This window comes from Nocardia jiangsuensis, assembly GCF_042650385.1.
GTDB classification, from domain to species: Bacteria; Actinomycetota; Actinomycetes; order Mycobacteriales; family Mycobacteriaceae; genus Nocardia; species Nocardia jiangsuensis.
Genome location: NZ_JBHSAX010000017.1, coordinates 233,216 through 245,852 on the forward strand (window position 1 = coordinate 233,216; position 12,637 = coordinate 245,852).

12 protein-coding genes are annotated in these 12,637 nt (G+C 71.0%); 5 read left to right on the forward strand and 7 right to left on the reverse strand.

The window, feature by feature from the left end; all coding sequences use genetic code 11:
• Nucleotides 1-3: 3 nt before the first annotated feature.
• The 4 genes from ACFO0B_RS20570 to ACFO0B_RS20585 all read right to left on the reverse strand — a co-directional run bounded on the left by ACFO0B_RS20570 (nt 4) and on the right by ACFO0B_RS20585 (nt 5,349).
• Nucleotides 4-339 carry a Rieske (2Fe-2S) protein gene (locus ACFO0B_RS20570; RefSeq protein WP_378614143.1) on the reverse strand — a complete coding sequence of 112 codons (336 nt, stop codon included), beginning with the start codon at nt 337-339 and terminating at the stop codon, nt 4-6.
• Nucleotides 336-2,771, reverse strand: coding sequence for a nitrite reductase large subunit NirB (nirB, locus tag ACFO0B_RS20575; protein WP_378614569.1), 2,436 nt, complete (start codon nt 2,769-2,771; stop codon nt 336-338). Before nirB ends, ACFO0B_RS20570 begins: the two co-directional genes overlap by 4 nt.
• Nucleotides 2,772-2,884: 113 nt before the next feature.
• The gene (locus tag ACFO0B_RS20580) at nt 2,885-3,238 is read right to left on the reverse strand and encodes a molybdopterin oxidoreductase (protein ID WP_378614144.1); all 354 of its coding nucleotides are present in this window, start codon (nt 3,236-3,238) and stop codon (nt 2,885-2,887) included.
• Complete coding sequence (locus tag ACFO0B_RS20585) at nt 3,235-5,349, reverse strand: molybdopterin oxidoreductase family protein (protein WP_378614145.1); 2,115 nt, start codon at nt 5,347-5,349, stop codon at nt 3,235-3,237. The genes ACFO0B_RS20580 and ACFO0B_RS20585 overlap by 4 nt, the downstream gene beginning before the upstream one ends.
• 221 nt (nt 5,350-5,570) lie before the next feature.
• Here ACFO0B_RS20585 and ACFO0B_RS20590 point away from each other — a divergent pair, with 221 nt between their 5' ends.
• Both ACFO0B_RS20590 and ACFO0B_RS20595 read left to right on the forward strand, forming a co-directional pair.
• Complete coding sequence (locus ACFO0B_RS20590) at nt 5,571-6,038, forward strand: carboxymuconolactone decarboxylase family protein (protein ID WP_378614146.1); 468 nt, start codon at nt 5,571-5,573, stop codon at nt 6,036-6,038.
• Between the two features lie 167 nt (nt 6,039-6,205).
• Complete coding sequence (locus tag ACFO0B_RS20595) at nt 6,206-7,297, forward strand: 3-deoxy-7-phosphoheptulonate synthase (protein ID WP_378614147.1); 1,092 nt, start codon at nt 6,206-6,208, stop codon at nt 7,295-7,297.
• Nucleotides 7,298-7,677: 380 nt separating this feature from the next.
• On the opposite strand, the gene ACFO0B_RS20600 is transcribed toward ACFO0B_RS20595, so the two are convergent.
• On the reverse strand, nt 7,678-8,238 hold the full coding sequence (locus tag ACFO0B_RS20600) for a GNAT family N-acetyltransferase (protein ID WP_378614148.1): 561 nt from the start codon (nt 8,236-8,238) through the stop codon (nt 7,678-7,680).
• Between the two features lie 91 nt (nt 8,239-8,329).
• On the opposite strand from ACFO0B_RS20600, the gene ACFO0B_RS20605 reads away from it, so the two are divergent.
• The 3 genes from ACFO0B_RS20605 to ACFO0B_RS20615 all read left to right on the forward strand — a co-directional run bounded on the left by ACFO0B_RS20605 (nt 8,330) and on the right by ACFO0B_RS20615 (nt 11,402).
• Nucleotides 8,330-9,226 carry a sigma factor gene (locus ACFO0B_RS20605; RefSeq protein ID WP_378614149.1) on the forward strand — a complete coding sequence of 299 codons (897 nt, stop codon included), beginning with the start codon at nt 8,330-8,332 and terminating at the stop codon, nt 9,224-9,226.
• A 413-nt stretch (nt 9,227-9,639) separates the two neighbouring features.
• Nucleotides 9,640-10,815 (forward strand): pyridoxal phosphate-dependent aminotransferase, encoded by a 1,176-nt coding sequence (locus tag ACFO0B_RS20610; RefSeq protein ID WP_378614150.1) that lies wholly within the window; start codon nt 9,640-9,642, stop codon nt 10,813-10,815.
• A 41-nt stretch (nt 10,816-10,856) separates the two neighbouring features.
• Nucleotides 10,857-11,402 (forward strand): dihydrofolate reductase family protein, encoded by a 546-nt coding sequence (locus ACFO0B_RS20615; protein WP_378614151.1) that lies wholly within the window; start codon nt 10,857-10,859, stop codon nt 11,400-11,402.
• A gap of 4 nt (nt 11,403-11,406) precedes the next feature.
• Here ACFO0B_RS20615 and ACFO0B_RS20620 read toward each other — a convergent pair whose 3' ends face one another.
• A complete protein-coding gene (locus tag ACFO0B_RS20620; protein WP_378614152.1) occupies nt 11,407-12,051 on the reverse strand; it encodes a LysE family translocator in 645 nt (214 codons plus the stop codon).
• A 63-nt stretch (nt 12,052-12,114) separates the two neighbouring features.
• Complete coding sequence (locus ACFO0B_RS20625; RefSeq protein WP_378614153.1) at nt 12,115-12,627, reverse strand: hypothetical protein; 513 nt, start codon at nt 12,625-12,627, stop codon at nt 12,115-12,117.
• Nucleotides 12,628-12,637 lie beyond the last annotated feature (10 nt).

Consider the following 12,637-nt stretch of genomic DNA (forward strand, 5'->3'; position numbering starts at 1 on the left):
CCGCTACCCCGCGCCGGACTCGGCAGGACTGCCGATCCGGACGCGCAGCGTGCCGTCGGGGTCGGCGAGCGCGTGGTACACCGGCACCGTCAGGTCGCTGCCGGTGCGCTCGGTGCCGGTGCAGAGGTCGTAGGTGTAGCCGTGCAGCGGGCACACGACGACCGCGTCGTCGACGAGCCCGTCCGCGAGCGGCCCGCCGCGGTGCGGGCACACCGCGCCGAGCGCCCGCAGGCTCCCGTCGCGCAGCCGGAACACCGCGACCTGCGCGCCGTCGACGGCGAACGCGCGGCCTTCGCCGATCGGGATGTCGTCGATCCTGCCCACGGTGAATTCGGTCATCGGATCGGCACCTGCGGCAGCTCGACCAGCGGCAGCGAGGTGCGGAACTGCCCCGGTGTGGCCGGGCTCCGGCCGTCCTGCCACGGATCCCGGTAGGCGTCGACGGACTTCTGCATGTTCGCGTCGAGCTGCTCGACGATGCCATCGGCGTCGTCGAGTACCACGGCGCGGATCCGCTCGATCCCGACCCGGGGAACCCACGCGTAGGTGCGCTCCAGCCAGCTCGCGTTCTCGCGGTAGTACTGCAGGAACCGGCCGGTCACGGTCATCACCTCGGCCGCGGAGTCGACGGTGGCGAGCAGGTCGCCCTTGCGCACATGGGCACCGGCCGCGCCGCCGACGTAGATCTCCCACCGGCCGTCGCCGATCGCGACCACCCCGAGATCCTTGCAGAGCGCCTCCGCGCAATTGCGCGGGCACCCGGTGACGGCCAGTTTCATCTTCGCCGGCGCGGCCAGCCCCTGGTAGCGCTCCTCGATCGCGATGCCGAGAGCGGTGGAGTCGCCGAGGCCGTAGCGGCAGAAGTCGGTGCCGACACAGGTTTTCACCGTGCGGAAGCTCTTGCCGTAGGCGTAGCCCGATGGCATGTCGAGGTCGGCCCAGACGGCCGGGAGATCCTCCTTCCGCACGCCGAGCAGGTCGATGCGTTGCCCGCCGGTCAGCTTGATCAGCGGGATCGCGTACTTGTCGGCGACGTCGGCGATCCGCCGGAGTTGCCCGGAATCGGTTACACCGCCCTTCATCTGGGGGACGACCGAGAAGGTGCCGTCGCGTTGGATATTGGCGTGCACGCGATCGTTGATGAAGCGGGCGTCGCGCTCGTCGACGAATTCGGTGCCCCACATCATGTTCAACAGGGAGGCCAGCGCCATCTTCGAGCCCGCGTCCTCCCTGCCGTCCGGGGCGAGTGCGGCGAACACCGATGACACCGAGTGCAGCCGCAGTTCCCGGATCTTCCGCATCAGTTCGGGCTTGTCGTAGGGGACGCCGGGCACGTACCAGGAGGCGGCGGGGTCCTCCTCGACCGCGCCGCCCGCGGCCCATTCGACGATCTGGGCCACCTGCTGCTTGCAGGAGCCGCAGCCCTTGCCCGCCCTGGTCGCGTTCATGACCCCGGCGACGGTCTGCACCCCGCCCGCCACGCAGCCGACCAGGGTGCCCTTGGTCACCCCGTTGCAGTTGCAGACCTGCGCGTCGTCCGCGAGTTCGGCGGCGCCGAGCTCGACATCGGGGGTGCCGAGGTCGAACATCAGCGCCACCCGCTCCTCGGGCAGCGGCAGCCCCCGATCGAAGGCCTGCATGAGGAACGACACCTTGCTGACATCGCCGAGCAGGGTGGCGCCGACCAGCTTGCCGTCCCGGATGATCACCGTCTTGTAGACCCCGTGCCTGGGCTCGGAGTACTGCACGAATTCGTCGTCCTCGTGTTGCGGCGCCTTGAGCCCCATCGCCGCGACGTCGACGCCGGCGACCTTGAGCTTCGTCGCGACTCGCGATCCGTGGTAGGCGGTCTGCTCGCCGTTCCCGGTGAGGTGGGTGGCGAGCACCGCCGCCTGCTCCCACAGCGGCGCGACCAGCCCGTACACCTGGCCGCGGTGCTGCGCGCACTCGCCGACGACATAGACGTCGTCGGCGTCGACGCTGCGCATGTGGTCGTCGACGACGATCGCGCGCTCGGTGGTCAGCCCGGCCCTGCGGGCGAGATCGACGTTGGGGCGGATGCCCGCGGAGATCACGAGCATGTCGCAGTCGAGCACGCCGCCGTCCGCGAACTCGACGCCGCGCAGGCGCCCGTCGTCGCCGATGCGGACGCGGACCGTCGACTTCTCGACGTGTACCCCGATGCCGATCCGTTCCAGGGATCGCCGCAGGATCTTTCCCGCGGTGCTGTCCAGCTGCGCGTCCATCAGCGTCGGCCGGGCGTGCACCACGTCGACGGCGAGCCCGCGGCTCTGCAGGCCGCGGGCGGCCTCGAGGCCGAGCAGCCCGCCGCCGACCACGACCGCCCTCGTCCGCTCGCCCGCGGCGGCGATCATCGCCGCGCAGTCCTCGATGGTGCGGAACCCGAAGACGCCGTCGGCCAGCGTGGTGTCGTCCGCCCAGAGTCCCTCCATCGGCGGGAAGAACGACCGGCTCCCGGTGGCGAGGACGAGTTTGTCGTACCGGATGCGGGTGCCGTCATCGGCCCAGACCAGCCGGGCGAAGGTATCGATCCGCACCACCCGGACCCCGGCGCGCAGGTCGATTCCGTTCGCGCCGTACCAGTCGAGGGGGTTCAGGTAGATCTCGTCGGTGCTGTCGCTCCCGGCCAGCACGTTGGACAGCAGGATCCGGTTGTAGTTGCCGTAGGGCTCGGCCCCGAAAACGGTGATGTCGAACAGGTTCGCACCGTCGCGAGCCAGGATTTCTTCGACCGCGCGGGCGCCCGCCATGCCGTTGCCGACGACGACGAGCCTGGCCTTGGTGGTCGCGGCGGCGCCGTTGCGGGCGGGGGCGGTGTCGTGCTCGAGGACTGTCATCGTCTTCTCCTCCTCGTCCCGGCCGGTCAGACTTCGACCAGGCCGAGATCGACGACGACCGTGCCGGTGCATCCCTCGGGCGCGGCGAGGAAGAGCTCGAGCACGGTATCGCCGAGCAGATCCTCGACCACCCGCAGCGCCACGTGGACGGCGTCCTTCGCGCCGATCGGGAAGTAGCGCATCGCGGCGCCGTCGCGCATGAGTACCACCGCGACCATCTCGTCGCTGGAATTGCCGCCGCGAAAGTACACCGGCTGGGTCGTCGCGCCCGCGGGCACGGTGTAGCGGAGCGCTGCGTCGAGGGGTACGGGCTGTTCGAGCCCCTTCCCGGTGAAGGTGTAGACGCCCTGCAGGAAACGGGGGGTGCTGCCATCGGTCATCGGCTCTGCTCCTTGTCGGGATTCGGCGAGGACGGCTGTGCGCGCTCGACGGCGACCGCGCACACCTTGAACGCCGGCATGCGCGAGTGCGGGTCGAGTACGGGATTGGTGAGCAGGTTGGCGCTGCCCCGGCCGCCCCAGTGGAAGGGAACGAACACCGTGTCGGGGCGGATCGCCCGGTCGATCCTGGCGGCCATCACCGCTTCGCCGCGCCGGGTCCGGAGCAGCACCGGATCGCCGTCGACGACTCCGATCCGGCGGGCGAGCTGCTCGTGCAGTTCCACGTGCGGTGCGGGCTCGGCCGCCGCGAGGGCGCCGACCCGGCGGGTCTGGGTGCCGGACTGGTACTGCTTCAGCAGCCTGCCGGTCGTCAGGTAGTACGGGAATCGGGTGTCCGGCGGCTCCGCCGCGTCGCCCTGTTCGGTGACGCAGAACCGCGCCCGGCGGTCCGGGGTCGGGAAATCCACCGTGAACATCCGGGGGGTGCCCGGATGCCGGACCGATGGGCAGGGCCAGAACACGCCGTCCCCGGCGCGGATCCGGGCGTAGCCGATTCCCGAGTAGTCGGCCTTGCCGCCCTGGCTCGCCCGCCCCAGCTCTTCGAAGACCGTCTCCGGATCGTCGGAGAATCCGGTCTTGCCGAGCCGGAGCGCGACGTCGCTGATCGCCTGGAGATCGGTCCGCACGCCCGGCGGCGGTGCGGTCGCGGCGCTGCGCAGCACGACCCGCCCCTCCAGGTTGGTCATCGTCCCGGTTTCCTCGGCCCACTGCGCGGCGGGCAGCACCACGTCGGCCAGCTCCGCGGTCTCGGACCGGAAGATGTCGGACACCACCAGGAAGTCCAGCCGCCGCAGCTGTTCCGCGACGTGGCCCGCGTTCGGCGCGGAGACCACCACGTTCGATCCGAGCACCCACATCGCCCGCACGCCGCCGGGGGTGGCGATCCGATCCAGCATCTCGTACGCGGAGAGGCCGGGAAGCGGCAGCTCGCCGGGATCGACGTTCCACACCGCGGCCACGTGGGCTCGTGCTGCCGGATCGTCGAGGCGGCGGTAGCCGGGTAGCTGGTCGGCCTTGAGGCCGTGCTCACGTCCACCCTGGCCGTTGCCCTGCCCGGTCACCGTCGCGAACCCCGAGTACGGCCGGCCGGGCAGGCCGAGCGCCAGCGCCAGGTTGATGAACGCCGACACCGTGTCGGTACCGGCCCGATGCTGCTCGGCGCCGCGCGCGGTCAAGATCATCGCGCGCCGCGCGGTGCCGAGTATCCGCACCGCCTCGACGAGAGCGCTCTCCGGGACGCCGGTGATCCGCTCCACCCGGTCCGGCCAGTACAGCCGGACCGCACGCCGGACCGCGTCGAAACCCGTGGTCCGTGCGGCGATGTACGCCTCGTCGATGAGGCCCTGCCGGACCGCTACGTGCAGCATCCCGTTCGCCAGCGCCAGATCGGTCCCCGGAACCGGTTGCAGGTGCAGATCCGCCTTGGCGGCGGTGGCCGTCCGGCGCGGATCGATCACCACGCGCCGCGCGCCGCGCTCGGAGGCGGCGTCGAAGAACTGCATGGCCGGGGGCAGGGTGTCGGCGGGGTTGCTGCCGACCAGCAGGATCGCATCGGTCTCGGCGATGTCGTCCAGGGGAAACGGCATACCCCGGTCGATTCCGAAAGCCCGTGACCCGGCGACCGCCGCGGAGGACATGCAGAAGCGTCCGTTGTAGTCGATCGCCGAACTGCCGAGCGCGACGCGCGCGAATTTGCCCAGCTGGTAGGCCTTCTCGTTGGTGAGCCCGCCGCCGCCGAAGCAGCCGACGGCGTCGCGGCCGTGCCGCCCCTGCGCCGCGCCGAACGCGCTGACCATTCTGCTCAGCGCCTCGTCCCAGGTGCCGGGCCGCAGCGGCAGATCCCGGTGGTCCCGGACCAGGGGCGTGGTCAATCGGTCGGGGTGCGACAGCAGCTCCGCGGAGGTCCAGCCCTTCGCGCAGAGCCCACCGCGGTTCGACGGGAAGTCGGACTGGGGTTCGACCTCGAACTTCCCCTCGCGCTGCCGCAGGACGATTCCGCATTGCAGGGAGCAGTACGGGCAGTGGGTCTCGGTCGTGGACGATTGCGTCATATCTCCACCCTCAGCAGCCGGCGACCGCGCTCGAACGCGCTCCGCGGCTACAGCGACGGTGTGGACCGAGTGCGCGGTCTCCCCACGCTAGCCAGCACGTATTTCCGTGTTGTTGCCGTGACGAGTCGCGGCGACGCACGCCGATGTCACACTCTCCGGGCCGGTGTCGTCCCCCTGGTACAGCCCGCCGGCGAACGGCGGGCGCACCGGAAGGAACCGCCATGAACGCTCGGATCGATCTCTTCGGCAACGCCGTCGCGGGCAGCTTCGTCAAGCGCCTCACCAATGCCTCGCGGGTCTTCGAGGACGCCGTGCCCGCCGCCACCCAGGAGCTGGTGAAGCTGCGCGCCAGCCAGATCAACGGCTGCGGCATGTGCACCGACATGCACTACAAGGACGCGATCGCCGCCGGCGAGGACCCGGTGCGGCTGAACCTGGTCGCCGCCTGGAAGGAGGCGACGCTCTTCACCGAGCCGGAGCGGGCCGCGCTCGCGCTCACCGAGGAGGCCACCCGGATCGCCGACGGCGGCGGTGTGAGCGAGGACACCTGGCAGCAGGTGCGCAAGCACTACGACGACGATCAAGCCGCCGGGCTGATCGCCTGCATCGCCACGATCAATGCCTGGAACAGGATCAATGTGATCGCGGGCACCCCGGCCGGGTCGTACGTGGCCGGCCAGTTCGGCTGACCGAGCTGTTACAGTTTCTTCCATGCAGCGCGATTACTGGTTTAGCAGGCCGGCCCCGGGTGGGCCGGCGTGCGTGGACCGCGCGCGCTGATTCTCCACCCCGAGCCGGTACCGACCGGCTCGACGGGGTTTCGCTTCGTGGGCCGGCCTGAGAAAGGAACCCACGAATGACTACCGCCGCCGATGTCGATGCCCGACATTCCGACCTCGACGACCAGCGCACCCTCGCGGTCAGCCCGCTGCGCTCGCCCGCCGAGGTCCGTCGCGTGCACCAGATCACCGACGAGCTCGCCGACACCGTCCGCCGCGGCCGCAGGGCCACGATCGACGTCCTGAACGGCACCGACGACCGTCTCATGGTGATCGTCGGGCCGTGCTCGGTGCACGACCCGGTCGCCGCGCTGGAGTACGCCCGCAAACTGGCCGCGAAGGCGGCCGAGCTGGACGACCGGCTGCACATCGTCATGCGCGTCTACTTCGAGAAGCCGCGGACCACGCTGGGCTGGAAGGGGCTGATCAACGATCCGCACCTGGACGGTTCGTTCGACGTCAACACCGGGCTCGGCATCGGCCGCAAGGTGCTGGTCGACATCACCGCGCTCGGGCTCCCGGTGGCGTGTGAGTTCCTCGACCCGATCACCCCGCAGTACATCGCGGACCTGGTCTCCTACGGCGCCATCGGCGCCCGCACCGCCGCCAGCCAGGTGCACCGGCAGCTGAGCAGTGCGCTCTCCATGCCGGTCGGCATCAAGAACGGCACCGACGGTGACGTGCAGGTCGCGGTGGACGGGGTGCGGGCCGCCGGGGCGAGCCACGTCTTCCCCGGGACCGATCTGGACGGGCGGGCCGCGCTCATCCGGACCACGGGGAACCCGGACTGCCACGTCATCCTGCGCGGTGGGAGCACCGGGACGAACTACGACGCGGCGTCGGTCGCCGAGGCGTGCATTCGGCTGGAGAAGGCGGGGTTGCCGCAGCGGATCGTCGTGGATGCGAGTCACGGCAACAGCAACAAGGATCACAATCGGCAGGTCGATGTGGTCGGGGATATCGCGCAGCGGCTCTCCGATGGTGAGCCGGGTGTCGTCGGGATGATGCTGGAGAGTTTCCTGGTTGCCGGGCGGCAGGATCTGGCGCTCGGGCATGCGGATCAGCTCACGTACGGGCAGTCCATCACCGATGCGTGCATCGACTGGGAGACCACGGCTGTGCAGCTCGATCGGCTCGCCGCCGCGGTCGCTTCGCGTCGCGAGCGCTGATTTCTCGGGTGCCGGGGTGTATCCGACACCCCGGCCCGGGGAGTCTCGGGACAAGCGGGTAGTTCCCGCGCAAGCCAGCCGCGAGGCGATGCGACAGGCGCTGTAGCGCGGTAGCTACTGTCGCATCGCCTGCGGCGGCTCGACTGGTTTGGCAGAGTGCCAGGAAGTAGGCAGTGTGCCGGAATCGGCGGGGTGCCGGGAATGGGCGGGATGCCGGAGTTGGCGGGGTGCCGGAATCGGCGGGGTGCCGGGAATTGGCGGGGTGCCGGGAATTGGCGGGGTGCCGGAATCGGCGGGGTGCCGAGAATCTGGCAGGGTGCCGGAGATTTGGCCGTGTGCCGGGAATTCGGGGGGCCGGGATTCGGCGGGCTGCCGCGAATTCAGGTTTCCTCGGGCCATCCGTCGGCGGGGCCGGGCGGATCGGTCGCCAAACGTCCGGCCAACCAGCAGTCCCGTCGAACTCCTCGCTGGACAGCCCCCAGCCTCTGTGTCCCCTCGAACCGAAAGCCATTGCGCCGCACCACGGCAGCCGAAGCCCGGTTTCCGGCATACGCCAACCACCCGATTCGAGCCAACCCGAAACCTTCGTCGGCGAAACCGAAATCGCACACCAGCGCGACCGCCCGCGACATGAGCCCACCCCCACGCTCCCCGGCCGCCAACCAGAATCCGATCTCGGCGGCTCCTTCCCCCTTGTCGTGCAACCCGATACTCCCCAGCATCGGCCCACCACCCGCACGCCGGACGGCCCAGACCGGCGACCGCCCCGCCCACCCCTTGCCGACGATCTCGGAGAGGTAGAACTCGGCATCACTCCGCCCGTAGGGGACGGGAATCGTCACCCACTCCGCGATCGCCGGATCCTGGCAGTGCGCGACGATGGTGCCGATATCCCCGACCCGCGGCCGGTCGAGCAGAACGGTGCCGTCCGAGAGATCCATACCGCATGGTGACACGCCCCGAGACAGCGGATCATCCGCTTTTCCGACCTGTCGGCGGGCCGAGTACCCGCGCTCCGTAGAATCGTGCGCGATGGTCGCTGCCTACCTTGCCGAACTCTTCGAGTCCCACCGCCCCCGCCTGCTCGGCATCGGCTACCGGCTCACCGGCAGTACCGGCACCGCCGAGGACGCGCTCCAGGAGTGCCTGCTCCGCCTGAACGGCGTCCACCAGTCCGAGATCGACGATTTCGGCGAGTGGCTCACCGCCACCGTCGCCGACATCTGCGCCGACCACCTCGTCTCCGGCCAGCGCCGCGCGCCCCACCGGCTCCCGGACCCCTTGGTCACCCCGCTGGTCCCGCGTGGCGGGGGCGAGTGGACGGCCATCGCCGGGGACCGGGCGAACCGCCTCGCCACCCTGGTCGCCCTCACCTCGCTGACCCCCGCGCAGCGCCTCGCCGCGGTCCTCCCCGAGCTGCCCGCCGAGCAGATCGCGACCTGGCTCGACCTGGACCCCGCCGCCGCCGAGCGGGCCGCCGCCATCGGCAGGGCCGCGGCCGCGGCACTTCCCGGCCCCGCCGCCGAACCCGACCACGAGGCCGCGGTCCGTCGCCTGCTCACCGCCCTGCGTGCCAGGGCGCGGGCAACGGTGCGCGAGGGCGGCGAATCGGAGTGCGGTGCGGAAGAAGTGGCGAGTCGACTGCATCCCGGCGCCCAGGGAATGACGGCGACGCCGACCGGCCCGGTGGTCATCGACGGCCCCGATCGGGTGGCCGCCCGGCTGCTCACGGTCGCCGCCGAACACGGCATCGGCTGCCCGGACGCCGACCCGGCCGACGGGTACGAATTCGTCTCGGTGAACGGCGAATTGGGGCTGCTGCTGCGCGGCCCCGAGCTGAATCGAGTACTGGCTTTCGCGGTGCGCGACGACGCCGTGTGGCGCGTCTTCGATCTCGCCGCCCCCGCGCCGAGCCACGGCTGGGGCTGACCCGGCCGGGGCGCCGCGCAGCACCCCGGCCGGAACCAGCTACGGCGTCGAGGAGCCCAGGAACCAGTCCGGGGTCGATGAGCCGAATCCACCGCTGCCGGTGGAGGATCCGGTGAACCAGTCACCGGTCGAGGAGCCGAGACCGACGATCAGATCGTGGGCTCCGGATCGGATGAGACCCAGTACTGATCCGGCGACCTCCGACGCGGCCGGTTGCAGTAGCAGGTCGAGGTACGAGGCCATACACGCCCCTTTCGAGATACCACCCGGCGGGTGGCTGTGAGGTAGAACACCGGGAGGCTAGCGCTCGCTCGGACACCGCACAACAGCCCAGCTAGAGGCGGTAGACAAAATGTGAAATATTAGCGTTCGCTATCACTCCGCAACGAAAATGCCCGGGATAGGCTTCCGGGATGACCGCCACCGTCGCCCGCCTCCGCCCCTTCGCGGCCACGATCTTCGCCGAGATGACCGAGCTGGCCGTCCGGCACGACGCGGTCAACCTGGGGCAGGGGTTCCCGGACAGCGACGGTCCGGCGGGGATGCTCGAGGTGGCCCGCGAGGCCATCGCGGGCGGGTTCAACCAGTACCCGCCCGGCCGCGGCGTCCCCGCGCTGCGCCGGGCCATCGCCGCCGAGCGGGCGAGCCGCACCGGCGCCGGGTACGACCCGGAGACCGAGGTGCTCGTCACCGTCGGTGCCACCGAGGCCATCGCCGCCACCCTGCTCGGACTGGTCGAGCCGGGCAGCGAGGTGGTGCTGATCGAGCCGTACTACGACTCCTACGCCGCCGCCGTCGCGTTGGCGGGCGCGCACCGCCGCACCGCGCGGCTGGTGCCCGACGGCGACGGCTTCGCGCTCGATCTGGACAGCCTGCGCCGCGCGATCACCCCGGCCACCCGGATGCTGGTGGTGAACTCGCCGCACAACCCCACCGGCGCCGTGCTGAGCCGCGCCGAGCTGGCCGTGCTCGCCGAGCTCGCCTGCGAACACGACCTGCTCGTGCTCGCCGACGAGGTGTACGAGCACCTGGTCTACGACGGCGGCGAGCACGTCAGCGTGGCCGCGCTGCCCGGGATGGCCGAGCGCACCGTTGTGGTCTCCAGCGCGGCCAAGACCTTCAGCGTCACCGGCTGGAAGATCGGCTGGGCGCTCGGCCCGCGCCCGCTGATCGACGGCGTGCTCGCGGCCAAGCAGTTCCTCACCTTCGTCGGCGGCGGGCCGTTCCAGCCCGCGGTGGCGCACGCGCTCGAGCACGAGCGCGGCTGGGCCGCCGAGCTGAACGCCACCCTCGCCGCTCGCCGGACGCGGCTCGCCGCCGCCCTCGCCGAGACCGGATTCGCCGTGCGGCGCAGTCGGGGAGGCTATTTCGTCTGTGCGGACGTCACCCCGTTCGGCACCGCCGACGGCCTCGCCTTCTGCCGCGAGCTGCCCGCGAAGCTCGGCGTCGCCGCGGTGCCGGTGCGCGTCTTCGCCGACGACGCCGCCGCCTGGAACCACCTCGTCCGGTTCACCTTCTGCAAACGCGACGAGACGCTGGACGAGGGGGTCCGGCGGCTGCGCGCGGGCGTCGGCGCGACTTCTCGATAACACTGACGCTCCCTGTCAGGGTTATCGGGGAGCCTTGCCGCATGACAACGACCAGGTTCTACACCGCCACCAGCCTCGACGGTTACATCGCCGACCCGGACAACAGCCTGGAGTGGCTCTTCGCCGTCCCCGGCGCGAGCACCGCTGAGGAGGACACAGCCGAGCTGGTCGCGAAGACCGGCGCGATGTGCATGGGGGCGACCACCTACGAGTGGATGCTCGCGCACGACGAGCCGGGGCAGTGGGAGCAAGGCTACGGCGAACGCCCGTGCTGGGTCTTCACGCACCGCGACCTGCCCGCGCTCCCCGGCGCGAACCTGCACTTCGTCGCCGACGATGTGCGCGCGGTGCACGCCGCCATGGTGGCGGCGGCCGGGGGACGGGACATCTGGGTGATCGGCGGCGGCGACCTCGCCGGTCAGTTCGCCGATGCCGGGCTGCTGGACGAGGTGGTGGCCGCGGTCGCGCCGGTCACGCTCGGCGGGGGCGCCCCGCTGCTGCCGCGCCGCCTGCTCAGTGACCGGCTCACGCTCACCGAAGTTCGGCAGATCGAGCAGTTCGCCATGCTCACCTACCGGGTGGGCTGACCCGTCAGGCGGGAACCGGCCGGGCCCGGTCGGTGGCGAGCAGCACCGCGATCGCACCGAGCATGGTCCCCATGACGTAGCGCTGCGCCCGCAGCCACAGCGGCCGCCCGGCCAGGAACCCGGCGATCCCGCCCGCGCCGAGCACGATCAGCCCGTTCACCGTCAGCGCGACCGCGATCTGCACCGCGCCGAGGGCCAGGCTCTGTGCCCACACCCCGCCCGCGCCCGGCTCGACGAACTGCGGGATCAGCGCCATGTACATGATCGCGATCTTCGGGTTGAGCAGGTTGGTCAGCAGCCCCATGGCGAACAGCCGGCGCGCCGGGTCGGCGGGCAGGGTGCTCGGCGCGAACACCGACACCCCGCCCGGCCGCACCGCCCGCCACGCCAGCCACAGCAGATACAGCGCCCCCGCCACCTTGATCCCCAGGTACAGCCCCGGGACCACCGCGAACACCGCCGTGATCCCCGCTGTCGCCGCCGCCAGGTACACCCCGAACCCGGCCGCAACCCCGCCCAGCGAGACCAGCCCCGCCGCCCGCCCCTGCGAGACGGTCCGCGACACCAGGTACATCATGTTCGGGCCGGGGGTCAGCACCATTCCGAGTGCCGCCAGCGCCACTCCCACCACCGCCGTCGTCGTCACCATGTCTCGATCGTGGTGCGGTCGTGCGGTGTTGTCGCGGGCCAGTGGGCGACCGCTGGACGGGTCTCACGCAGGTTGCAAGAAGACCTTGGTCGTATTGTCGGGATTCTGTGCACCGAAGAATCGGGACTCCGCGTCGACCACAGCCCCGTCGGCTAGGCCGCGGAAGAGCTCCGTGCTCGGCGTGGGAGCCACCGCCTGCCGTGGCTCGGCGCCGCGCAGGAAGACGTAGTAGGTATCCACGCCGGTGTCCGACCCCACCGGGCTCAATCCCTTCCAGCAGTACTCCGCCGGAAGCCCGATTGCCACGTTCATCGCGGGCAGCGTGGTCACCGAGGTCACCACCGCCATCCGATCCCAGCTGCCCGCTGCCCAACCCGCCGCCGCGGTCAGTTCTCGCAGCGAGTGCGTCCCCGGCATCTTCGCCGCCGCATCGACAGTTCGGCGCAACGCGGCATTCTCGCCCAGTGAGCCGCTCGTCGATTCGAGATCGAACGCGCCCGCTTCGCAGGTCGGCCGCTCGGCTGCGGGCTGGCCGGAGCAGGCCGTCGCCACCGCCGTGATGGCGGCGAGAAGCATGAGGCGTGGT

Coding starts and splice junctions, on each gene's coding strand:
- ACFO0B_RS20625 (WP_378614153.1), bottom strand. CDS start 12,627: ATGCTTCTCGCCGCCATCACGGCGGTGGCGACGGCCTGCTCCGGCCAG.
- ACFO0B_RS20600 (WP_378614148.1), bottom strand. CDS start 8,238: ATGGATCTCTCGGACGGCACCGTTCTGCTCGACCGGCCGCGGGTCGGG.
- ACFO0B_RS20585 (WP_378614145.1), bottom strand. CDS start 5,349: ATGACGCAATCGTCCACGACCGAGACCCACTGCCCGTACTGCTCCCTG.
- nirB (WP_378614569.1), bottom strand. CDS start 2,771: ATGGCGGGCGCCCGCGCGGTCGAAGAAATCCTGGCTCGCGACGGTGCG.
- ACFO0B_RS20590 (WP_378614146.1), top strand. CDS start 5,571: ATGAACGCTCGGATCGATCTCTTCGGCAACGCCGTCGCGGGCAGCTTC.
- ACFO0B_RS20620 (WP_378614152.1), bottom strand. CDS start 12,051: ATGGTGACGACGACGGCGGTGGTGGGAGTGGCGCTGGCGGCACTCGGA.
- ACFO0B_RS20605 (WP_378614149.1), top strand. CDS start 8,330: ATGGTCGCTGCCTACCTTGCCGAACTCTTCGAGTCCCACCGCCCCCGC.
- ACFO0B_RS20580 (WP_378614144.1), bottom strand. CDS start 3,238: ATGACCGATGGCAGCACCCCCCGTTTCCTGCAGGGCGTCTACACCTTC.
- ACFO0B_RS20610 (WP_378614150.1), top strand. CDS start 9,640: ATGACCGCCACCGTCGCCCGCCTCCGCCCCTTCGCGGCCACGATCTTC.
- ACFO0B_RS20595 (WP_378614147.1), top strand. CDS start 6,206: ATGACTACCGCCGCCGATGTCGATGCCCGACATTCCGACCTCGACGAC.
- ACFO0B_RS20570 (WP_378614143.1), bottom strand. CDS start 339: ATGACCGAATTCACCGTGGGCAGGATCGACGACATCCCGATCGGCGAA.
- ACFO0B_RS20615 (WP_378614151.1), top strand. CDS start 10,857: ATGACAACGACCAGGTTCTACACCGCCACCAGCCTCGACGGTTACATC.